Annotated in this window: 20 protein-coding genes; 8 read left to right on the top strand and 12 right to left on the bottom strand. The window is 57.8% G+C overall.

The window, feature by feature from the left end; all coding sequences use genetic code 11:
• Window positions 1-20 precede the first annotated feature (20 nt).
• The 6 genes from phnE to EKL30_RS13490 all read right to left on the bottom strand — a co-directional run bounded on the left by phnE (window position 21) and on the right by EKL30_RS13490 (window position 6869).
• Window positions 21-818: a phosphonate ABC transporter, permease protein PhnE gene (phnE, locus tag EKL30_RS13515; protein ID WP_126707760.1), complete on the bottom strand. Its 798-nt coding sequence runs from the start codon at window positions 816-818 to the stop codon at window positions 21-23.
• A gap of 17 nt (window positions 819-835) precedes the next feature.
• Window positions 836-1696: a phosphate/phosphite/phosphonate ABC transporter substrate-binding protein gene (phnD, locus tag EKL30_RS13510; protein ID WP_126707759.1), complete on the bottom strand. Its 861-nt coding sequence runs from the start codon at window positions 1694-1696 to the stop codon at window positions 836-838.
• Window positions 1697-1720: 24 nt separating this feature from the next.
• Window positions 1721-2533, bottom strand: coding sequence for a phosphonate ABC transporter ATP-binding protein (phnC, locus tag EKL30_RS13505; protein ID WP_370246272.1), 813 nt, complete (start codon window positions 2531-2533; stop codon window positions 1721-1723).
• 290 nt (window positions 2534-2823) lie between these two features.
• Window positions 2824-4071, bottom strand: coding sequence for an MFS transporter (locus EKL30_RS13500; protein WP_126707950.1), 1248 nt, complete (start codon window positions 4069-4071; stop codon window positions 2824-2826).
• Window positions 4072-4218: 147 nt separating this feature from the next.
• Complete coding sequence (locus tag EKL30_RS13495) at window positions 4219-5145, bottom strand: dihydrodipicolinate synthase family protein (protein ID WP_126707757.1); 927 nt, start codon at window positions 5143-5145, stop codon at window positions 4219-4221.
• Window positions 5146-5174: 29 nt separating this feature from the next.
• Window positions 5175-6869 carry a thiamine pyrophosphate-binding protein gene (locus EKL30_RS13490; RefSeq protein ID WP_233583108.1) on the bottom strand — a complete coding sequence of 565 codons (1695 nt, stop codon included), beginning with the start codon at window positions 6867-6869 and terminating at the stop codon, window positions 5175-5177.
• A gap of 213 nt (window positions 6870-7082) precedes the next feature.
• Here EKL30_RS13490 and EKL30_RS13485 point away from each other — a divergent pair, with 213 nt between their 5' ends.
• On the top strand, window positions 7083-8072 hold the full coding sequence (locus EKL30_RS13485) for a tripartite tricarboxylate transporter substrate binding protein (RefSeq protein ID WP_126707756.1): 990 nt from the start codon (window positions 7083-7085) through the stop codon (window positions 8070-8072).
• Here the strand turns inward: EKL30_RS13485 and EKL30_RS13480 are convergent.
• Window positions 8069-9013, bottom strand: coding sequence for a LysR family transcriptional regulator (locus tag EKL30_RS13480; protein WP_126707755.1), 945 nt, complete (start codon window positions 9011-9013; stop codon window positions 8069-8071). The genes EKL30_RS13485 and EKL30_RS13480 overlap by 4 nt on opposite strands.
• 27 nt (window positions 9014-9040) lie before the next feature.
• Window positions 9041-9943, bottom strand: coding sequence for a LysR family transcriptional regulator (locus EKL30_RS13475; protein WP_126707754.1), 903 nt, complete (start codon window positions 9941-9943; stop codon window positions 9041-9043).
• Between the two features lie 191 nt (window positions 9944-10134).
• Here EKL30_RS13475 and EKL30_RS13470 point away from each other — a divergent pair, with 191 nt between their 5' ends.
• The 4 genes from EKL30_RS13470 to EKL30_RS13455 all read left to right on the top strand — a co-directional run bounded on the left by EKL30_RS13470 (window position 10135) and on the right by EKL30_RS13455 (window position 14685).
• Window positions 10135-11331 (top strand): alpha-hydroxy acid oxidase, encoded by a 1197-nt coding sequence (locus tag EKL30_RS13470; protein ID WP_126707753.1) that lies wholly within the window; start codon window positions 10135-10137, stop codon window positions 11329-11331.
• Between the two features lie 26 nt (window positions 11332-11357).
• On the top strand, window positions 11358-12920 hold the full coding sequence (garD, locus tag EKL30_RS13465; RefSeq protein ID WP_126707752.1) for a galactarate dehydratase: 1563 nt from the start codon (window positions 11358-11360) through the stop codon (window positions 12918-12920).
• A 40-nt stretch (window positions 12921-12960) separates the two neighbouring features.
• A complete protein-coding gene (locus EKL30_RS13460) occupies window positions 12961-13359 on the top strand; it encodes a VOC family protein (RefSeq protein WP_126707751.1) in 399 nt (132 codons plus the stop codon).
• Window positions 13360-13527: 168 nt separating this feature from the next.
• Complete coding sequence (locus EKL30_RS13455; RefSeq protein ID WP_126707750.1) at window positions 13528-14685, top strand: DJ-1/PfpI family protein; 1158 nt, start codon at window positions 13528-13530, stop codon at window positions 14683-14685.
• Between the two features lie 10 nt (window positions 14686-14695).
• On the opposite strand, the gene EKL30_RS13450 is transcribed toward EKL30_RS13455, so the two are convergent.
• On the bottom strand, window positions 14696-15583 hold the full coding sequence (locus tag EKL30_RS13450; protein WP_126707749.1) for an NAD(P)/FAD-dependent oxidoreductase: 888 nt from the start codon (window positions 15581-15583) through the stop codon (window positions 14696-14698).
• Window positions 15584-15632: 49 nt separating this feature from the next.
• Window positions 15633-16268: a UdgX family uracil-DNA binding protein gene (locus EKL30_RS13445; RefSeq protein WP_233583106.1), complete on the bottom strand. Its 636-nt coding sequence runs from the start codon at window positions 16266-16268 to the stop codon at window positions 15633-15635.
• A 335-nt stretch (window positions 16269-16603) separates the two neighbouring features.
• On the opposite strand from EKL30_RS13445, the gene EKL30_RS13440 reads away from it, so the two are divergent.
• Genes EKL30_RS13440 through EKL30_RS13430 form a run of 3 tightly spaced genes read left to right on the top strand, consistent with a single transcriptional unit; the run spans window position 16604 to window position 19304 of the window.
• Window positions 16604-17878 carry a 3-isopropylmalate dehydratase large subunit gene (locus EKL30_RS13440; protein ID WP_126707748.1) on the top strand — a complete coding sequence of 425 codons (1275 nt, stop codon included), beginning with the start codon at window positions 16604-16606 and terminating at the stop codon, window positions 17876-17878.
• Entirely contained in the window at window positions 17878-18396 is a 519-nt protein-coding gene (locus tag EKL30_RS13435; protein ID WP_126707747.1) for a 3-isopropylmalate dehydratase, read from the top strand. The genes EKL30_RS13440 and EKL30_RS13435 overlap by 1 nt, the downstream gene beginning before the upstream one ends.
• A gap of 50 nt (window positions 18397-18446) precedes the next feature.
• The gene (locus EKL30_RS13430; RefSeq protein ID WP_370246271.1) at window positions 18447-19304 is read left to right on the top strand and encodes an oxaloacetate decarboxylase; all 858 of its coding nucleotides are present in this window, start codon (window positions 18447-18449) and stop codon (window positions 19302-19304) included.
• Window positions 19305-19322: 18 nt separating this feature from the next.
• Here EKL30_RS13430 and EKL30_RS13425 read toward each other — a convergent pair whose 3' ends face one another.
• Window positions 19323-20090 (bottom strand): GntR family transcriptional regulator, encoded by a 768-nt coding sequence (locus tag EKL30_RS13425; RefSeq protein WP_126707745.1) that lies wholly within the window; start codon window positions 20088-20090, stop codon window positions 19323-19325.
• Window positions 20091-20098: 8 nt separating this feature from the next.
• Window positions 20099-21067, bottom strand: a complete 969-nt coding sequence (locus EKL30_RS13420) for a tripartite tricarboxylate transporter substrate binding protein (protein WP_126707744.1) — start codon at window positions 21065-21067, stop codon at window positions 20099-20101.
• Window positions 21068-21117: the final 50 nt, after the last annotated feature.

The raw sequence follows: 21117 nt of genomic DNA, 5'->3' as shown, positions 1-21117 counted from the left end.
CCTTTTTATAGTGGTTTTTTTTACTTGAATTTACTGCGTAAGCCCGAGCTCATTGCATCTACGAGGGTGACCATGGCCAGAATGACGATCAGAATTGCCGATACTTCCTGATACTGCATAATGCGCAGCGAACCCATTAATTCGAACCCTATTCCCCCTGCGCCAACCATGCCCATTACCGTTGAGGCACGGAAGTTGTACTCCCAGCGGTAAATCGCCGTATCGGCCATCTGGGGCAATACTTGGGGAAAGATGCCATGCAAAATAACTTGCAGGGGACTGCAACCGGCGGCTCGGGCGGCTTCCACGGGCGCCTGATCGGCGTGCTCGATGGCTTCGGCGAAAAACTTTCCGACCATCCCGATAGAATGTAGTCCCAGCGCGAGCACCCCGGGCAGGGCGCCGAAGCCTACGGCGGCCACGAAAATAATCCCCATGATTAGTTCCGGTATCGATCGCAACAAGTTCAGTAAGCCGCGCGCTAACTGATAAACAGCTGGATGGGGACTGGTATTTCGAGCCGCCAGGATCGCAATGGGGATCGACAACACAACGGCAATGGCGGTGCCCGCCACGCTCATTGCGAGAGTGTCCAGCAAAGGCCGGGTCCAGCTGGTGATCTGACTGAAGTCGGGTGGGAACATTTCTCCGATAAGACTGAATAAACTGGGCACGCCTTCGCTCAGGCGTTCGGCGTCGAATACGCCGACGTAATACAAGCAGCCAATGACGACTATCGCGATCGAGGCTATTTGTGCCAAAGATCGATTCCAGCTGCGTCGCTGCTGTACTAATAGGTGATCGAATTCAACTTGCATGGAGGCGTGCCCAACTATCAGAATTTAGAGAGATCAAGGTTCAAGATGGAGCCCAGGTCGCGCACGGCGTCATAGTCCTTGTCTGTCACCGCTCCGAATCCTTCGGCTTTGAAGGGTTTCAGTACGGCGGGATCAGTCATTCCAAGGAAGGCAGTACGGATTCTGTCCTTCAATGCCGGATCCAGGTTGGAACGTACGGTCCATGGGTACTGCGGAAAGGGTTTGGATTCGGTCAGGATCTTCACCTTTTTGGGGTCAATCATGCCGCGTTGCACAAGTGCCTCGAATATGGGCTTGCTTAGTCCGCCGGCCTGCGCATGCCCGTTCTGCACCGACAGGGCAACGGCGTCGTGCGAGCCCACAAAGTGCTCCTTGTAGTTCTCTCCGGCCTTCAAACCTTTCTCCGCTAGAACGGACTTGGGAATCAGATGGCTAGAGGTCGAGGCGATGTCGCCATAGGCGACGTTCTTTCCGGCGATGTCGGAAATGTCATTGATTCCTGCCGCAGTGTTGGCCACCAATACGGACTGGTACGTCGTGCTGCCTTTTTGCTTGAGCGCTGCGAACGGTTCGATCTCGCTTTTCTGTTTGGCCAGGACATACGACAAGGGACCAAAGTAGGCCAGATCAAGTCGCCCGTGGCGCATCGCTTCGATCATGGACGAATAATCCGTGGTGACGACGATATCGATTTTTTTACCCAGCTCTTTTTCCAGATAGTGCTTAAGAGGCTGGTTATTCTTGATGACGGTGGACGCACTTTCGTCAGGCAATAAAGCCACTTTCAATGTGTCTGGGTTCGGATTGGGCGCTGCATGCGCCGCGCCGCCCAGCAGCGTCAACGATACGAAACTTAATGCGGTAAATAACTTCTTCATCTTCATTCCTTGGTGTTGGGAAAATCAGGAGGAAACAGCGGGGACTAGCGGGATACCGTTAGAACGCGTGTCGCGCTCGATGCTCGGATCTCTTGCTTGGTAAAGTTCAGCGACATTCGTCGAGGTCAGTGCGTCGGGCGCGGCATCGAACACAACCCGACCTTGGGCAAGTCCGACAATTCGGTCGGCATAGCGTTTGGCCAAATCAACCTGATGCAGGCTTACAACCGCGGAGATCCCATCTTCTTTGCAAATCCGGTGCAAAAGGGTCATGACCTTATCGGCTGTCGCCGGATCAAGACTGGCCACGGGCTCGTCCGCCAACATCAACCGCGGCTGTTGGGCCAACGCCCGTGCAATGCCTACTCGTTGTTGTTGTCCGCCGCTCAGCGCGTCGATGCGCGCCATGGCCTTGTGCAGTAAACCAACCCGCTCAAGGCTCTGCAGCCCGATGGTTTGCTCTTCTCGCGATAAGGGAAACATGCTGCGCCAGACCGAGTGATACCCGAGCCGCCCCATCATCACGTTTTGCAGCGAGCTGAGCCTGGCAATAAGCTGATGTTGCTGGAAGATCATGCCGGTCTGGCGACGATGTTGTTGAAGCACTGTCCGATTCACCAAGGGCCCTAGCGATGTGACGACAGTTCCTTGATGAAGTGGATGCATCAGGTTCAGGCAGCGCAGTAACGTAGATTTACCGGCACCAGAGGCACCCAGCAAGACGGTAAATTCGCCTTGCCTGAAATGTATTGACGTGGGATGCAGCGCGACGACTGCACCAAACTGCACGGAAACATTGTTAAGTTGGATCATGGTCCTCTCGCGGTTTTTTGTAATCAATCTGGCTTAGCGATTACAAAATCGAATCAAGAGACCATGGTAGTCACGCTTTATTACGGCGGCATGACGAAGGCGTCAGTACGTGGAAAACGCGCAAGGGCAGCCATCAGCGCTGCTGATCAAGCGTTAGCCCGGACGGGAGTTGGGTTTACGAGCGGATGGCACCGCTGCGCGGTGGTTATGGCGCCCAGAGCGCGCTGGGCTGCCAGGTAAAGCAAGCTGTTCCCGGTGGCTTCGTCACAGACAGCCACCATGGCAATGGGACTAAGTTAGGTAAGGCCTACTATCTAGTGGGAAGCCGCCAATGGTCGTGCCGTAAGGGTGAACTCTTTGGGAGGCAAAAACAGCACAATCGCGGCGGCAATGATCAGTAGGCCACCTGCGCTGCCGAATGCGATCCAGTGGGTTCCGAACGCTTCGTAACCCCAGCCGCCCAGCCAAGAGCTGATCATGGCGCCAACCTGATGACCCAGGTACGCGCAGCCATAAAGCACACCGACCAGCCGCACCCCGTAGATATCGGCCAGGATGGCCGACGACATGGCAATGCTGCCGGCCCAGACAATGCCACCCAGCGCAGCGGTAGCGTAGAGTTCCCAATGGGCACCTGCGAGCAACAGACCAAAAAAACCCAGGCCACGGACAAAGTAAATGACCGCCAGGAGCTTTTTGCGTGGCACGATGTCTGAAATGCGGCCAAGCACCAGCGTACTGAAAATAGCCACCAGGCCTATCAGCCCTACGCCCATGGAACTCGTCGAGGCATCGAAGCCATGGTCCATCAGCATGGGAACGCCGTGGGTACCCAATAAATTCATGCTGAATCCACAGGCGAACAGGCCAAGGGTGATCTTCCAGAATGGTGCAGTACGCAGGGCTTCGCGCAATTTCAGGCTTTCTGGCTGGACACGCGGCTTGCCGGATTGAGCGGCGACGAATTCAGGCGTTTGATCGCCGTGCATCGGTGCGTCGTCACGAATCACGAATAGGATCATGGGCACCGTGATCACGGTATATATTGCGGCAAAGCCGATGATCGTCGCCTGCCAGCCTGCTGTCTGAATGGCCATATTCAATAGCGGCGTCATGATGGCGATCCCGGCCATCGAACCGGTGGACAGAAAAAACAGCGCCATGCCACGACGACGGATGAACCACTTGGTCAGTACCGGCGTCAGCGTAACCGGGCTGGCCAGGGCAAGACCCAATGACAACAGTATGCCGAACGACAGCAAGAAGCTTAGCGGGTCGCGGGCGTTGACGGTCCAGATGCATGCCGCCACGACCACAGCGTTGCCCAGCAATAGGACCGGTCGGGTGCCGTGCCTGGCCACCAAATAACCGGCCAGCGGCATGCCCAGGCCATAACACAGCATGCCGATCGCAATGATGCCAGAGAGCAGGCTGCGACTGAATCCCAGGTCGTCGGCCATCGGCAGGAAAAAAGGCCCGATACCCATGCGCATGCCAACAGTCAGCAACGTCAAGATCGTTGCCGCGGCGACGATATTCCATCCAAAATACCACCTGCCCATAGGGTTTGCCGCCACTTCTGTCTCCTGCGATGTCTCTAATGCCCGATGTCGTTTATGTATTGTCAGGCGGGCCAATTTTTTATGCGCTTAGTAGCACTGCACAACATTGGAAACTATACCTGAATAGCAGGTGCAGGCTCGACACTTTTATGCAGAAGGAGACCGGTTGATGCCCCAGGTCCTGACCAGTTTCTGCAGCCTTTCTTGTTGCTCTGCGGTTAGAGGCCAGGCGGCTGGCGGCCGTGTTGGGCCGCAATCCTCCCCAATAAGCTGAAGCGCCGCCTTGACGCCGGTAACATTAGTGCCGTTCAGTTCCTCCGTGCGAATCGTTTCAAATTCCTCTATTTGGCGGATAAGCCGCATTGCGCCTGGATAGTCGTTGATACGTAACGCTTGCAGGATAGCAACGGATTGAGTTGGCCATATATTGATGAGCCCGGACGTGAATCCTTGCGCGCCTACCGCACACAGGGCGGGCGCCCAGGTTTCGGCCAGGCCCCCGACCCAGACGATGTTGGGATCGGCACGTTGTATGGCTTGCGCCAGTTTCATGGGGCTAGGTGCTGCCCATTTCACGCCGGCAACAGCAGGAATCTCGGTCAGGCGCACAATCGCGTCGATGCCGATTGCGTCATTGCGCAAGTAGAGCATGACAGGAAGCCCATCGGCCGCGTCCGCAACGCGCTGAACGTAATCGAAAAGTCCGCGCGGCGAGACAAAGGGATCGGGCGGTTGATGCACCATGATCGCGTCGACGCCGGCCAGTTTCGAGGCTCGGGCCAGGGCGCAAGCTTCATGCACGCTGCGCCCTACACCGTTGACAACAGGCACGCGGCCGGCAGCCATTTCAGTGACGGCCTCCATCATGGCTTGAGCTTCGGCTTCTTGCAGAGCATAGAACTCACTGGTGTTGCCGTTGATCACCATGATGTCGACGTTGGCCTCGATCGCCCGATCGAGAATCGGACGCAGTTTCGTGGGCGCGATCTTGTCATTGGCATCGAAGGGGGTTACCAGTATTCCCGATATTCCGGTGAACGCCTCGCGCAACGAATTTGAAATGCCGATTGTCATATTGTTCCTTTGTAAAGAGAGGAATTGCCTTAGTCTGCGAGGCGCATCGCTGGTGTTATCTGGCGCGGATCCGTGCGAAGTTCCAGCAAGGCCAGGCCGCCTGTATCTTGGGCGCGCAGGAAAGCAGCGGCAAAATCGTCTGTGTCTGTTACCCGTTCCGCATAGGCGCCAAACGATCGAGCGAGCGCAACGTAGTCAGGGCCCTGAAGGCGTGTGCCGCTGATGCGGCCTGGGTATTCTCGTTCCTGGTGCATTCGAATCGTGCCGTACATGCCGTTATTGACCACCAGCACAATCAGCGAGGCGCCATACTCGGCAGCGGTTGCCAGTTCTTGCGGGTACATCAGGAAGCAGCCATCGCCGGCGAGGCATACAACGGTTCGTGTTTTGTCACGTAACGCCGCTGCGACCGCGGCAGGTAAGCCGTAACCCATTGCGCCGCAAGTGGGCGCCAGCTCGGTGCGTCCTGTGCGGTATTCATAGAAGCGGTGCAGCCAGACGGAATAATTCCCTGCGCCGTTGGTCAGGACGGCATTGTCTGGCAAAACCTTGGACAAGTGCTTAATAACCGCGGTCATGTCTACGCCATTGTGAGTGGCAGGCAATGCCGGCGCGGCGCTGAAGGACTCGTGTTCGATTCGGGCGGCTCGGGTCCATTCCGACCAAGAGGGCTCAGCAGGTGCTGCAGCGCGAGCAAGGTCCGCAAGGGCGCGGTCGACAGCGGCATGCGCTGCCAGATCAGCCTGGTAAACGCGTCCCAGTTCGCCGGCGTCGGCATGGATGTGTATCAGTTTCTGCTGGATCTGCGGCGGGACCAGTAAACCGTATGCGTCAGTCATCACGTCGCCCAGGCGCGTTCCGATGGCAAGAATCAGATCGGCTTCCCGGATCCGCTGCGCCAGCTTGGGATTCATGCCCAGGCTCAGGTGGCCGGCATAATGGGGGTCGCGGTTGTCGATGAGATCCTGGCGCCGGAAAGCGCAAGCGACCGGCAATTTCCAGCGCTGAAGAAATGTGGCCAGATCGTGACGTGCGGTCTCGTTCCAGTTGGGGCCGCCGACCATTACCAGCGGTCGTTTGGACTGCCTAAGTGCCAGGGTAATCGTATCCAGCGTCTCTGCCGCCAAGGCTGGCGTTTGCAGCGGCGTCGCGATGCACGGTGGCGTGTGACAGATATCGACCAGCATGTCCTCGGGAAGCGAGATCACCACCGGTCCCGGACGGCCGGATACGGCGGTATGAAAGGCGCGGGCCAGGATTTCGGGGATGCGATCGGCATCATTGATTTCCACCACCCACTTGGCCAGCGAGCCGAACATGGCCTGATAGTCGACTTCCTGAAACGCTTCGCGGCCTACGTGATTCCTGGCGATCTGACCTACGAACAGGATCATAGGCGTGGAATCTTGCTGTGCGATGTGCACGCCGATGCTTGCCTGCGTCGCGCCCGGGCCGCGGGTCACCATGCAGATTCCGGGACGTCCGGTCAACTTGCCATCGGCCTCGGCCATGTTGGCGGCGGCGCCTTCATGTTTGGCGACGATCAGTTCAATTTCCGGCGTATCGTAAAGCGCATCGAGCACTTCCAGGTAGCTTTCTCCGGGTACGCAGAACACGCGGTCTGAACCATGCGCACGTAGAGCGTCGACGATGGCTCGGCCGCCACTTCGCGGCGCAAGCGCCATGTTGACGGCATGGTCCGCTGATGCAATGGCATCCCTCATGTGAATCTCCTTAGTCATTCGATGTGCCCTTAGGCAGGCTGGCGAAGCAGTGTATAGAGACTTCGTCGCTTTCCGATATTGCGGCGGGGTCATTTCTGATATGAAGAAATCACATGGAGCCAAATTCGCGCCAACCGATAGAATCACCGCATTACTGCCTGCGGATGATGCACAATGAGGCACTACAACCAAAAAAATCGGAGACAGCACATTATGAGAAATCCCCAAAAAACCTTCTTTTTCTCCATGCTGGGCGCGCTCGCATTGGGGGCGGCTTCCTTGACACCGGCGGCTGCGGCGGACAAGTGGCCAAGCAAACCAATTACCTATGTCGTACCTTTCGCGCCTGGCGGGGCTACCGATATTCTCGGGCGCACCTACAGTCAAAGCCTTAGCGAGACACTGGGCGTCCCGGTAGTGGTCGAAAATAAGCCGGGAACCGGGGGCAGTCTGGGATCGGCCTATGCGTCGCGCGCCAAGCCGGATGGCTACACCCTGGTTGGTGGAACCATCAGTTCTCACGCCATCAATGTCAGTATCTATCCTTCCATCGGCTACGATCCCGTCACCTCGTTCAGCCCCATCATCCTGACGGGCACTCTGCCTAATGTCCTGGTCGTGCGCGCAGATAGCGACATCAAGTCGGTGGCCGATCTGATCGCCAAAGCGCGCGCAAAGAAAGAGGGTCTCACTTACGGTTCGTCAGGGGTGGGGTCATCCCAGCATCTGGCGGGCGCGCTCTTTGCCGGAACCATCGGCGCACAGATGCTTCATGTGCCGTACAAGGGCAGCAGTCCATCGTTGCAGGCCCTGGTCGCGGGCGACATTGACATGCTGTTCGATAACATCACCTCTGCCGTTCCTTTAATCGAGGGCGGGCAGCTGCGCGCGCTGGCAGTAACATCCAGCACCGCTGCGGATGCGCTGCCTGGCGTGAAGCCACTGAAAGAACTTGGCCTGAAGGACTACGAAGTGGTGTCTTGGCAAGCCGTCTTTGCGCCGGCCGGCACGCCCAAACCTATTGTCGACCAACTGTATAAGTCCATGCACGCGGCGTTACAGAAGCCAGCCGTACAAGAGCGTCTGAAAAACCTGGGCATGACGGTCTCCGGTGCAGGCCCCGACGAGCTGGGCGCTTTTCAGAAGGCCGAGGTGGCGAAGTGGGCTGAAGTCACACGCAAGGCAAACATCAAGCTGAATTAAGTCTTGGAAGGCCCGACGTAAGGCGTTACGCCGGGCCAGTTTCCTTGCGAGACTTGGTCGCCTACTACCTGACGTATCGACTGCAGGATATCCCACTGACTGATAACAGGCGGCCTATTGCGGGCCGTAGCGATGGCGATTTCGCGCATTACAACCGGTTCGACCAGTTTCGCAGCTTGTAAATTGCCCTGTGCAACTTCTTCTGCGACCGTGGCCAAGGGAAGTATGGTGCAGGCGATGCCTGCCTGAACCAGGTTTTTGATAATGGCGTTTGAACCATCACATTCCACCTCGATCTGCAAGCGCGTGTTGCAGTTCGCGGCCAACGTCTCGGCTAATTCGCGCAGCCCGTGCGGAGTACTGGGCAGAATAAGCGGGCTTTTCAACATGTGGGCGACCGAAGTCGTCGCGCCCAGCGGCGCACGGTCGGGCGGCGCCACGAAGTACAGGGGCTCATGCAACAGGACATCGACATCGACCACGCTTGCCTGACTCGGTACATATAGCAACGCGACGTCGATTTTTCCTTCCACCAGCCAGTTGATCAGTTGGTGGCCCAACGCCTCGACCATGTGCAGGCGTGTATCGGGAAAGCGGGCCCGCATCGATCGAGCAATAGCGGCGAAACTGCGTTGTGCCAGCGTAGGCTGGGCGGCGATCACCAAGCGTGACGGGCCCTCGTCGGCCAGGGTAACCGCCAGCTTACGCGTTTCATCTAGCGCCTCGACCACGGCCTTGGCGCGGCTCAGCAGCAGGACGCCGGCGTCGGTCAAGACAACGCCGCGACCGCTTCGATGGAAAAGGCGCACTTTCAACTCGGCCTCGAGCTTTGCGATATGGCGGGTCATGCTGGACTGCTCGATACCCAGTTCAATGGCACCGCGTGAAATACTGCCTGACTCCGCGATCTTGACAAAATATTCGAGCGCTATGGGATTCATGGTGATGTCTGCCGCCCCTGTGCATTATCAGTTTAGAAAGCTCACTGGAAGACCGAAGTCGACCACCTCTTCGAGCAAAGATTGGATGCTGCGCATCACGGGACGCGTGTCGTCGCGTCGCATCTGTAAGGAATAATGCAGCGGTTTGAGCTTAGGCCATCCCGACATCGATTGAAGAAGCCCGCGTGCAAGTAAAGGCGCAGCCCAGGCCTGGGGCAGGAAACCGATACCGACGGCTTCGATCAGTAGCGCCGAGACGGCGCTCCAGGTATTGCAAGTGAGGCTGCGTCCAAGCACGACGCCTGTGCGCGACAGCCACTCTTCCACCATGCGATGCGTTCCTGCACCCGATGGCATCGTGATCAAGGGCGCCATTTGCAGCAGTGCCGTCGAGTGCTCCGGATGCGCGCGTAGCAGCATTGGAGCTGCCACCCAGATAAACTGCGCTTGTCCTAACGGACGTGACACGATACTTCGGCGAGACGAGAACCCCGCCGCCAGCGTGAAATCCAGTTCACCGTTTTCCAACGCCTGCTCCATGGTGCTGCCGATTTCTACATTGGGTTCCAGTTGCAGAGCCGGATAGCGTTCGACGGCCAGGCGAATGAAACGAGGCAACCAGGTCTGCGACGCCAATTCGCCGACGCCGAAGCGCAGATGGCCTTGCAGCCCCGCTTCGTGTTTCACAATAAGTCGCAACGCTTCAGACTGGTCGAGCAGGGCGCTGACATGGGGAAGGATGGCATGCCCGGTTGCCGTCAGGGTAGCTCGATACGTATCGCGATCAAACAGCGGCTCTCCGAGCGACGCCTCCAACTCCGAGATTCGTTTAGATAACGTAGATACTGACAGATGGAGTCGTTGCGCCGCGACGGCGAAGCTGGCGCAGGTTGCGGCCCAGAAAAAGGCTTCCAGTTGCTTAAGAGTCATGCATTCCGGCGTGATGTGTAATGGTGAATTTTTTCGAACAAGATGATAGGAATATTTTCGCTATATATCCATAAGAATATTCCGTACCATAACATCGGTGCAGTGAACAAGCCGCATTCCTTTACAGATCTGTTTCGCCGTGCCCTTTATAAACGATTAACCGTCAACGGGATCCGTCCCGACTAGGCACTATGCTCAAGCGCATTTATAGTCTTAATGATTTTGAACGTCCGGCGCGCAAGAAGCTGCCCCGCCAACTGTTCAGCTACATCTATAACGGGGCCGACGATGAAGTGTCGATGAAGAATAATCGCGCTGCGTTCAACGAATATGTGCTGATGCCCCGCATGTTGGCGGGTGTGGCACAGCGCGAACAAAAAATAGAACTATTCGGACAAACCTTCGATTCGCCCTTCGGTATTTCGCCAGTAGGCCTTAGCGCGATGTGGGCATATCGGGGCGATGTCCTGCTGGCCGGCGCTGCGGCGCGGGCCAATATTCCGGCCATCATGAGCGGCGCCTCGCTGATCCCGATGGAAGAGGTCGCTCGGGCGGCGCCCAATACGTGGTTTCAGGCCTATATGCCAGGCGATGCGGCACGCGTCGATGCGTTGCTGGCGCGCATTAGCGTCGCCGGTTTCAAGACTCTCGTGCTTACCGTAGACCTTCCCGTAACGGTCAACCCAGAGAATTATCAACGCAACGGTTTCAGTTCGCCGCTCAAGCCCACGATGCGTCTGGCGTGGGAAGGCATTAGCCATCCACGCTGGTTATTGGGTACGTTCGGTCGCACTTTGCTGCGCCATGGCATGCCGCATTTCGAAAATTGGCGCGCCGAACGGGGCGCCCCCGTACTATCTGCCACGGTAGAACGAGACTTCCAGGCGCGTGACCATTTCAACTGGAGTCATGTGCGGCAGATTCGGGATGCGTGGAAAGGCAAGCTGGTCGTCAAGGGGCTGGTGCGATGGCAAGATGCGGTACTGGCCCGCGATGCCGGCGTCGACGGCATCATCGTATCGAACCACGGGGGTCGTCAGATCGACGGCGCTGTCTCGCCGATGCATGTGCTGCCGGAGATTGTGAAGGCAGTGCCCGACCTGGTGGTAATGATGGACAGTGGCATACGCCGCGGTAGCGACGTGTTGAAGGCCGTGTCGCTGGGCGCAAAGTGTGTGTTTGCAGGCCGCCCGTTCAACTACGCGGCGACAGTGGGTGGGCCAGCCGGCGTCGATCACGCCATCCAGATTCTGAAAACCGAAATCCATCGCAACATGGCCTTGCTGGGAATAAACCGGCTAGAAGAACTGGACGATACCTTGGTACGCCATGTATCCAGCTTATGGCCGGCTCGGCAAGCGGCAATGCAGTCCGCCGGCCACTTTTGATTCGTTATTTCCAAGGAACCCACTCCATGTCGCCAGAAACGCCCCATATGATCCGGATGCACGACAACGATAACGTCGCGATTATCGCCAACCATGGCGGGCTCGCGACAGGCGCAGTATTGGCCGACGGAACGGTTCTGCTCGAGCCCGTGCCGCAGGGGCATAAGGTAGCGCTGGCTGATTTGGCCATCAATGATCCGGTTTACCGCTATAACGTCATCATCGGACACGCCCGGCAGAACCTGCCGCGCGGCAGCTGGGTCAATGAACATAGGCTGGACATGCCAGAAGCGCCTGGCCTCGACGACCTTCCCGTTGCCACGGAAGGTGTGGTTCAGCCAGCGCTGGAAGGCTATGTGTTCGATGGCTTCCGCAACCCCGATGGTAGCGTCGGAACGCGTAACATCCTGGCGATCAGTACCTCGGTGCAGTGCGTATCTGGCGTTGTAGACCACGCCGTGCGCAAGATTCGTGAACAACTATTGCCCAAGTACCCCAACGTCGACAATGTCATTGCGCTTGAACACGTCTATGGCTGCGGCGTTGCCATCAATGCCCCCGATGCCGTGATTCCCATCCGCAGCTTGCGCAATATTGCCCGTAATCCCAACTTCGGGGGCCAGGCAATGGTCGTCAGTCTTGGATGCGAAAAACTGCAACCCGACTTGCTATTTCCCAAAGCGACCATCCCCATCCGCGATAGCCGCCAACATGCGGACCTGCAGGACGTTGATGTCATCTGCTTGCAAGACGACGAGCATGTCGGTTTCCAGAGCATGATTGACTCCATCGTCAACGTTGCCGACAAGAAGCTTCAGATTCTCAACCGGCGTCGGCGCGAACCGTGTCCGGCCTCCGCTCTGGTCGTTGGAGTTCAATGCGGTGGCAGCGATGCGTTCTCCGGCGTTTCAGCGAATCCGCTGGTCGGTTTTGCGGCAGATCTTCTGGTACGAGCAGGCGCCAAAGTCATGTTCTCCGAGGTAACCGAAGTTCGCGACGGCATCGCTCAACTGACGGCACGCGCGGCCAATCAAGATGTCGCCGATGCTTTGATCCGCGAAATGGACTGGTACGACCGCTACCTTGGGCGCGGCCTCGCCGACCGTAGCGCCAATACCTCCCCTGGCAATAAAAAAGGGGGACTGTCCAACATTGTCGAAAAGGCGATGGGTTCCATCATCAAATCCGGATCGTCCCCCATCGTCGGTGTGGTATCCCCGGGCGACCTGTGCGAGCGGCCCGGCCTTAATTTTGCGGCAACACCCGCCAGTGATTTTGTGTGCGGCACCTTGCAGCTGGCTGCGGGCATGACGCTGCATTTATTCACGACTGGACGCGGAACGCCTTATGGCCTGAAGGAAGTGCCTGTAATCAAGCTGGCCACTCGCAGCGACCTGGCCCGGCGCTGGCACGACTTGATGGACGTCAACGCAGGTCGCATCGTCGACGGTGACGCCACGATAGAAGAAATGGGCTGGGAACTATTCCATCTTATGCTGGATATTGCCAGCGGCCGCAAGCAAAGCAAGGCGGAGGCCCTGGGCCTGCATAATTCGCTGGCCTTGTTCAACCCGGCGCCTGTAACCTGACGTTCAAGCAGTTAAGCAGGTTCACTTCAAAGGGAAGCAAATGATCAGTCATCTGGACCACCTTGTACTTACTACCGCCCATGAACAAGACTGTATTGCGTTTTATACGGATATATTGGGAATGTCTCTGGAAAGTTTCATGGGTGGTACACCACCTGTTGAACGCAAGGCGTTCAAGTTCGGCAAGCAAAAAATCAATTTGCACATAAAGGGACGTGAATTCGAGCCTAAGGCTCATGCACCGACGCCGGGGTCCCTGGATCTTTGCTTTATTTCCTCTTTGCCCCTGGAGCAAGTCATTTCCAAGTTACAGGGCCGCAGCTGGCCCATTGTTGAAGGGCCAGTGGTACGCACCGGTGCAACCGGAAAAATTCGGTCAATCTATCTCCGGGATCCCGACCGTAATCTCATCGAAATTTCTGAACAAATTGAAGGTTGATGTCGGGCGAAACCTACGCCCAGTCGTAATTGCAAGAGCGACAAAATAGCGCTCCTGGTGGTGCTCTCTGAACACCAAAAGGGGTATCGATAGTGAAGGATGTTGCTCTTGCGTGGCCGGATCGGCATTGTTAGACTGAATTGATATCGGAATGATGGAGAAGACGCCATGTTCAGATGGTTCATGCACGTGCTGTTAGGGGCCAGCATGGCATTCGGGTTCACGTGCTATGCAGCCGCCGCGCGGTTCTCGCCCGCCCACGGTGATGTGACCCTGATCCAACAGCAAAAGCAGGCCTTTGTCGAGGCCTTGAAGCCGCAACGCGAGGGTAGGCCAGTGGTCGCGGTGGTCGCATTGAACGAAGGTACTGAACTAACCGATCTCCTTTTGCCACACGCCGTGCTCAAGCGTGCGGACCTCACCGATGTGCAGATCGTGGCCCCACGTCGCGGCCGTGTGGTTCTGTATCCCGCGCTGGAAATTGACGGCGCACAAGACTTCGCCAGCTTCGACAGATCGTATCCCAACGGCGCCGACTACGTAATCGTCCCGGCACTGCGCAGCGATAGCGTCCCGGCCATAACGGCTTGGCTGCAGCGTCAGGCAGCGCAAGGGGCGCGGATCATTGCAGTTTGCTCCGGCGCGCGCGTCGCTGGGCGGGCTGGGCTGCTTGATGGACGGCAATTTACGGGCCACTGGTATGACCGCCGGACGCTGCTTCGACGCCACCCCGGCGCGACGTACGTTCCGCAGCAACGGTACATTTACGACCGCGGCGTTGTTACCAGCACCGGCATCACCGCGTCGGTGCCAACCATGCTCGCACTGGTCGAAGCCATCGGTGGACGGGACAAGGCCAGGGATCTGGCCGACGATCTGGGTGTCGTCTCGTGGGGCCCGGAGCACGATAGTGCGCTGTTCGGCCTTAATGTCGGTCGTGCCTGGGCGTATGCACTCAACAAGGCGGCATTCTGGCTTGATGAGCGCTGGAGGGTAGACGTACAGGATGGCATCGATGACATTGCTCTGGCGTTGGCGGCAGATGCATGGTCGCGTAGCGGTCGCGTCGGTGTCCGAGCCACGTCCGACTCAAGCCCCGTCACATTGCGCAGCGGCTTGCTACTTATCACCGAACCGGCTGACGGCGACTTTACTCGTCTGCCGCTTTCGCCGGACCTCAAGCCGGTGCAGCAATTAGATCGGACACTGTGCGAGATTGCCAGGCGTTATGGCGACGCGCGACGCGATTGGGTCATGCAGGAAATGGAATATTCCGGCGTGGGCTCGGCGACGCAAGGTTCCCCGGGGTCTGCGCTGTCCTGCTAGGCTTGGCGGCTTATTCAAACACCAGCGACAAATGGGCTGCAACTCCAGCCAAGGCACCATCGCCAATCGCCAGGGCTACCGAGCCAGACGGCCTTGCGGCATCGCCGCAGGCGAACACGCCCGACACTGACGTTTCCTTGGACGAGCCCGTCTGAATATAAGGGCCTGCGGAACCTTCCTCGATCGCGCAGCCGAGTTGTTCGGCAATGGCGTTGGCCAGGCGGGTGCGCGGTATCGTAAAGAGGGCGCAAAGGGAAATACGGCGGCCGTCAGACAACTCCACGTCCGCCTGATCGCCGCCTATGCTCACAATTGGGGTCCTTTCTACCAAGGCGCCCCGGCTTTGCAACTGCGCCAATTGATTTGGCTCTGGATCAAATGCCTCGTTGACAAAGAAGGTGACCTTGCCCCAATCCGGGACCATCAGGCCGTGATGCATAGACGATTCCGATGTGGCTATTACGCCAATGTGCCCCTCGTCCAGTTCGTAGCCATGGCAGTAAGGACAATGGAATACGCTTTTGCCCCACCGTTCGGCCAAACCTGGGATATCTGGCAGGTGGTCCGTGACGCCAGTCGCCAGCACCAGACGCTGTGCCGAATAACGTTCGCTGGTATCAATGGTGACGACGAACTTGTCGCCTGCTGCCTTTGCCTGGGTGGCGCTGGCCCTGACACAGCGCACGGTGGGATAGGCCTGGATCTGGCGCAGGCCTTCCTCTGCGATTTCTGCGCCCGAATGGCCGTCGCGGCTCAGTAGGCCGTGGGACGTGTCGGTAAATCGATTGCGCCGTTCTCCCGCGTCGATGATGACGACATTTCGTCGCGCACGTGCCAGCTGTAGGGCCGCGGAAAGGCCGGCGTAGCTGCCCCCTATTATGATGACGTCGTCGTCCATGCCTATTTCCTTGTCGTCGTTATGATGCGCTTCCTGCGAACCTGATCGGCTAGCCCGGCGCGATATAACGAGACGCGTGCCGCAGATCGTCCAGCCATCTGGCGAAAGCGGCTTCACGTTCGTCGGGCGGTCCGCGAAGCAACGCCGAAGGATGAAGCGTCACCAGTATGCGCAGACCGTCGGGACGTACTACCCATTGTCCGCGCTGGCGCATAACGCTCACGGTGGGGCCGGCCAGCGCGCGTGCCGCCGTCGCGCCTAAGGCCACGACGGCTTCGGGTTGAACCAATTCGAGTTCGCGTTCCAGCCACTGCATGCAGACCTCGATTTCTTGTTGTGCCGGCGTTTTATGAATACGCCGCTTGCCGCGCGGTTCGAACTTGAAGTGCTTTACCGCGTTTGTCACGTAGATGGAATCGCGCGCCCATCCTAGATGCTCCAGCGCGCGGTCCAGCAACCGTCCCGAAGGCCCCACAAAGGGATGGCCCTGTATGTCTTCCTGGTCGCCCGGTTGCTCGCCAACAAGCATGAGCTTTGCCGACTCGGGGCCTTCGCCAAATACTGCCTGGGTCGCATGCTCGCCGATTGGGCAATCACGGCAGCGTTGCGCGCCATGGCGCAAATCGTCGATTCCCGCTTCAGGCGGGATTCGATCCGATTCGCGTGCTGGCATGTTGGTGGGCATGAACGTTTTCCTTTTGGTGCGCCGGAATGCAGCAATACACGTGCCGCTGTCCGAAGCCCCATGCACGGCGATATCGCTACGGTGCCGAAGTACAATCTTGTACCTTCACCTTGATCTCGGCCTCCCAATGACGACGTCCTTATCTTCCAGAATATTCCGCCCCATGTTGGCGACAGTGCTGCTTCCCGCAGCGTAGTAGGGAAAAGTAAGCTGTTCAGCGGAACGAGGGTGACATTGCCAGCCCCAGTCTGGGGGCGAGCACGCCAATTAACTTGTATTGATATAAGTACATATATACAATCAAAAGATCCTATCCAACCATAGCAGGGATTTTCATGTCGGCGCAGACGCTAGCTCAAAAACTGATCGCCCGGGCTTGCCACCGTGAACAGGTGGCCGTTGACGAGATCGTCACGTGTGATGTGGACTTGGCCATGTTCCACGATTCCAGCGGCCCGCGGCGTCTTAAGCCCATGCTGGAAAAGATTGGTGCCCAGATCTGGGATAAATCGAAGGTGGTCCTGGTAATGGATCACTACGTACCGGAAGAAGACGACGATTCGCGCCGAATCCTTAAGATAGCGCGCGATTGGGCCCACGAACAGCAATTGCCGCATGTGTACGATTCCATTGGTATTTGCCACGTGGTGTTGCCTCAGAAGGGGCATTTGCGTCCCGGCATGTTCTGCGTCGGGGGCGACTCGCATTCACCGACGGGCGGTGCTTTCGGTACCTATATGTTTGGCGTCGGCAGCACGGAAATGCTGGGCGTCGTCGTAACCGGGCAGATCTGGGTCAAGACGCCCGCGACCATTGTCATGCAGTGGTCCGGTGCGCTGGCCGAGGGCGTTACCGCCAAGGACATGATGCTGCACATGATCGGCTTATATGGCACGAATGGCGCGAACTACGGCGCCGTGGAATATACGGGCACTGCGGTGGCGGCCTTGTCGATGCAGGAGCGCATGACCTTGTCCAATATGAGCGCAGAACTCGGCGCCCAGGTCGGGCTGATTGCGCCGGATCAAACGACCATGGACTATCTGCAACTCGCCGGGGTCAGCGCTGACGTCGATCTAGACCACTGGAAAACCGACGAGGCTGCCGAACGCGATATCCGGAGGTTCGATGCTTCGCAGCTTGCCCCTATGGTGGCGGCGCCCCATAGTCCTGGCAACTCGCATCCGGTTGGCGATATCGCCGGAACGGCCGTGCAAGTGGCATACATTGGTGCCTGCACAGGTGCCAAGCTGGACGACCTTAGGGCCGCAGCCAAGATATTGAAGGGGCGGCGCGTCGATCCGGGCGTGCGGCTCATGGTCGCCCCCGCCACCATGCGCGACCAACAAGATGCGCAGAAGGAAGGAATTATGGATATCTTGGTCAATGCTGGCGCGCAGATTTTCGCTACATCCTGCGGTGCTTGTTCCGGATACGGGAATGCCCTCGCAGGGGCGTCCAACGTCATTTCCAGTACGGCGCGAAATTTCAAGGGCCGTATGGGCTCTTCCGATACCAATGTCTATCTGGCGTCTCCCTACACCGTTGCGGCGTCTGCCTTGACCGGACGTATCGCGGATCCGCGTGTCATCCTGGCGGAGGGCAAGTAATGGAAAGGCATCGTGTCTGGCGTGTTGGCGAGGGCGTCGACACCGATGCGCTCGCGCCTGGGGCCTACATGAAGCTAGAGCTGCCCGAAATGGCAAGGCATTGCCTGGAAAGCCGCTACCCTGGGCTTGCGTCGGCGCTGCGATCGGGCGACGTCATCGTGGCCGGCCCAAGCTTCGGAATCGGTTCGTCGCGCGAACAGGCGGTGGGCGTTCTGGTACAGCTTGGAGTCAAGGCCGTTATTGCACCGTCGTTCAGCGGCCTGTACTTCCGCAATGCGTTCAATCTGGGGCTGTTGGCGATCGTGTGTCCCGAAGCGGACCGAATCTCGGAAGGGAGCTACGTCGAAATCGACACCGAGCATTCTTTGCTGCGCCTTTACGACAAGCAAGATGTTGATGGCGACGCCGTGCACGCTCCAGAAATCTTGCAATGTCAGAGGATCCCGTCTTTTCTGGTTGAGATGGCCACGGCAGGTGGTCTGCTCGCCCAATTACAACAGAAGCTTTCCACCACTTAACGGGGATGTCGTCCCTGTTTTTTAAAGCAGGGGCCCTTCCTAGGCGAATGATGAAACCACTAAAAACACTTTTGCAAACTTCGGCTTGCTTGCTGGTCCCTGGTGTCTATGATTCTTTCTCGGCATTAATCGCCGGGCAGGCCGGGTTCCAAGCGGCCTATTTGTCTGGTGCGTCTATTGCTTACACCCGCCTGGGCAAGTCGGATGTCGGCCTGACTACGTATACAGAAGTGGAACAAACTCTGTCGCGTATTACCGATAGGGTAGATCTGCCCATTATTGTCGATGGTGACACGGGCTTCGGCAATGCGCTGAACGTGATCAGGACCGTGCGCGGGTTCGAAAAGGCGGGCGCCGCCATGATCCAGCTCGAGGACCAGACTTTTCCAAAGCGCTGCGGCCACTTGGCCGGAAAATCCGTTGTACCCGTGGCCGAGATGTGCGGCAAGCTCAAGGCGGCGTTGGACGCCCGCCGCAGCGACGAGACCTTGATTCTCGCCCGTACGGATGCTGTGGCGGTCGAGGGGCTGGAAGCCGCCCTGGACCGCGCCGAGGCCTATCTGGAATGTGGCGCTGATGTGTTGTTCGTTGAAGCGCTTCGAACCGATACGCAAATGCGCCAGGCCTGTGATCGCTTCAAAGGCCGCGTTCCGCTGTTGGCAAATATGGTCGAGGGCGGAATGACGCCGATATTGTCCGCCAGCGAATTGGGCGACCTCGGATTCGGTATCGTTATCTTTCCAGGAGGCGCTGCCCGCGCGGTGGGGCACGCTTTGCAAAGCTATTATGGCCAGTTGCACCAACACGGCTCGACGGCCGGTTCGGCAAACGCCATGCTTAACTTTGATCAGCTGAATGACTTGATCGGCACGCCGCAGCTCTTGGAAACTGCCTTGCGCTACGAATAAGGCGACTGACGTTTACGGCTAAAACGTGTCGTCGACGGTCCATGCGTCGACGCCTTTGGCCGGCTTGTTCGACAGCGCCATGCGGTATTCGAACGTTTCCGGGTTATATACGGCGATCAGGTATTCGACCGGGCGACCTTGCGTATCGCGTGTGACGCGCTTGATGCACAGCAAGGGCGATGAAATTTCCACATTCAATGCTTCGGCATGATGCGCATCGGCCGCGGTTGCTGTAAAGGCTTGTTCGGCGGAACCCAGCTTGATACCGAGCCCTTTCAATAGGGCCTGCAAAGGCGCACGAGCCATATCGTCTTCGCTGTAGCGCTCGCCTATATCATCGGGAACGTAGGTGACCAGGTAGGAAAACGGTGCATCGTTGTGGTAGCGCACGCGTATGGCCTTTTGTACCCTGCCGTTGGCTGGCAATTCCAGCTGGTGCCGGATGATCTCGCTGGGTGTCTCGTAGCTGAAACTTAGCAAGCGCGCCTTGGTGCCGCTGCCCATCTTGTTCAGGTGGGCCATAAGTTTATTGATGTCGGCCGGCAAGGGCTGGGTGGCCACGTTGCGCGGGATCGGAAAGGTACCCGAACCTTGCCGACGCTGGACCAGGCCTTCACGCTGCAGCAGTTCGAGCGACCGGCGGATGGTCAAGCGTGAAACTTGGTATTTTTCCGCCAGTACGTTTTCACCCGGCATCGCCTCGTCGTGGGCATATTGCCCGGTTTCTATTGCCTGCTTCAACAGGCGGTAGATTTTGTAGTAACGAGGCGTGGGGTTGTTGATCATTAGCTCGGTCAGTCGGCAGTAACACCGGTGAATTCTACGACTTTGGCATAACGCTTGATGTCTTCCGATACGAATTTGGCGAACTCTTCGGGCGTAGAGGTCACTACGGTGCCGCCTTCTGGAGCGATCAGATTGACGAAGCTTTCACGTTTTGCGCCTTCAGCCACTGCTTTATTCAGCTTTTCTACGCGCTCTTTCGAAAGGCCAGCCGGACCAAACATGCCGAACCATGCCTTCGATGTAAATCCTTCTACGGTTTTTCCGATCGGCGGCGCAGAGGGAAACTGCTTCATCGGTTCGGGGCTCGTGACGCCTAGAAACTTGATGCGATCACTGCCGTAAAAGGGCATGACGTTGACCGCGCTGGCAAACATCAAATCAACCTGTCCGCCCACGAGATCTTGCAGGGCCGGTGCCGTGCCCTTATAGGGTACGGTTAATGCCTTGATGCCGGCATCCATCTCGAAACTGGCCGTCGCCATGTGTAGCGAAGAACCCACGCCACCGATGGCGAATGAATATCTGCCCGGATCTTTCTTGGCCATCTTGATCAGGCCGGCGACATCCGATGCGGGGAAGTCTTTGCGGGCAACTAGCACGCTGGGCACTTCGGCCAGCATGCTGATAGGGGTGAAGTCTTTTTCCGGGTCGAATGGCAGCTTCTTGTAAAGACTAGCGTTCACGGTGAAACTGGTGAAACTGACCAGCAGCGTGTTGCCGTCCTTCGGCGCGCGGGCCACCTGGTCGGCGGCGATATTTCCGCCGGCCCCCGGACGATTCTCTACGATGACAGTCTGGCCCAGTATTTCAGTCATTTCTTTGGCGATGCCGCGCGCAACGCGGTCTGTTGTGCCGCCGGGCGATGCGCCCACCACGAGTTTCAGCGGTGGCTCTTCCGCGAAAACGGCCGATGGAACCGACATTGAAAAGCTCAGGATGGTGCTGAATAAACCAGCGCGTAAGAATTGTTTATGCATGTCTCAGTCTCCTCTGGATTTTTACTTCGAATGCCCGGCATAATGATATA

This window comes from Candidimonas sp. SYP-B2681 (genome assembly GCF_003971065.1).
Classification (GTDB): domain Bacteria; phylum Pseudomonadota; class Gammaproteobacteria; order Burkholderiales; family Burkholderiaceae_B; genus Pollutimonas.
Note: the sequence above shows the minus strand (reverse complement) of the source record. Positions and strands in the feature narration are given on the sequence as shown.

What these genes read in the sequence shown, in the direction of transcription:
- phnE (WP_126707760.1), bottom strand. Translation starts at nt 818, where the DNA reads ATGCAAGTTGAATTCGATCACCTATTAGTACAGCAGCGACGCAGCTGG.
- phnD (WP_126707759.1), bottom strand. Translation starts at nt 1,696, where the DNA reads ATGAAGAAGTTATTTACCGCATTAAGTTTCGTATCGTTGACGCTGCTG.
- EKL30_RS13500 (WP_126707950.1), bottom strand. Translation starts at nt 4,071, where the DNA reads ATGGGCAGGTGGTATTTTGGATGGAATATCGTCGCCGCGGCAACGATC.
- EKL30_RS13495 (WP_126707757.1), bottom strand. Translation starts at nt 5,145, where the DNA reads ATGACAATCGGCATTTCAAATTCGTTGCGCGAGGCGTTCACCGGAATA.
- EKL30_RS13490 (WP_233583108.1), bottom strand. Translation starts at nt 6,869, where the DNA reads ATGAGGGATGCCATTGCATCAGCGGACCATGCCGTCAACATGGCGCTT.
- EKL30_RS13485 (WP_126707756.1), top strand. Translation starts at nt 7,083, where the DNA reads ATGAGAAATCCCCAAAAAACCTTCTTTTTCTCCATGCTGGGCGCGCTC.
- EKL30_RS13480 (WP_126707755.1), bottom strand. Translation starts at nt 9,013, where the DNA reads ATGAATCCCATAGCGCTCGAATATTTTGTCAAGATCGCGGAGTCAGGC.
- EKL30_RS13475 (WP_126707754.1), bottom strand. Translation starts at nt 9,943, where the DNA reads ATGACTCTTAAGCAACTGGAAGCCTTTTTCTGGGCCGCAACCTGCGCC.
- EKL30_RS13470 (WP_126707753.1), top strand. Translation starts at nt 10,135, where the DNA reads ATGCTCAAGCGCATTTATAGTCTTAATGATTTTGAACGTCCGGCGCGC.
- garD (WP_126707752.1), top strand. Translation starts at nt 11,358, where the DNA reads ATGTCGCCAGAAACGCCCCATATGATCCGGATGCACGACAACGATAAC.
- EKL30_RS13460 (WP_126707751.1), top strand. Translation starts at nt 12,961, where the DNA reads ATGATCAGTCATCTGGACCACCTTGTACTTACTACCGCCCATGAACAA.
- EKL30_RS13455 (WP_126707750.1), top strand. Translation starts at nt 13,528, where the DNA reads ATGTTCAGATGGTTCATGCACGTGCTGTTAGGGGCCAGCATGGCATTC.
- EKL30_RS13450 (WP_126707749.1), bottom strand. Translation starts at nt 15,583, where the DNA reads ATGGACGACGACGTCATCATAATAGGGGGCAGCTACGCCGGCCTTTCC.
- EKL30_RS13445 (WP_233583106.1), bottom strand. Translation starts at nt 16,268, where the DNA reads ATGCCCACCAACATGCCAGCACGCGAATCGGATCGAATCCCGCCTGAA.
- EKL30_RS13440 (WP_126707748.1), top strand. Translation starts at nt 16,604, where the DNA reads ATGTCGGCGCAGACGCTAGCTCAAAAACTGATCGCCCGGGCTTGCCAC.
- EKL30_RS13435 (WP_126707747.1), top strand. Translation starts at nt 17,878, where the DNA reads ATGGAAAGGCATCGTGTCTGGCGTGTTGGCGAGGGCGTCGACACCGAT.
- EKL30_RS13430 (WP_370246271.1), top strand. Translation starts at nt 18,447, where the DNA reads ATGAAACCACTAAAAACACTTTTGCAAACTTCGGCTTGCTTGCTGGTC.
- EKL30_RS13425 (WP_126707745.1), bottom strand. Translation starts at nt 20,090, where the DNA reads ATGATCAACAACCCCACGCCTCGTTACTACAAAATCTACCGCCTGTTG.
- EKL30_RS13420 (WP_126707744.1), bottom strand. Translation starts at nt 21,067, where the DNA reads ATGCATAAACAATTCTTACGCGCTGGTTTATTCAGCACCATCCTGAGC.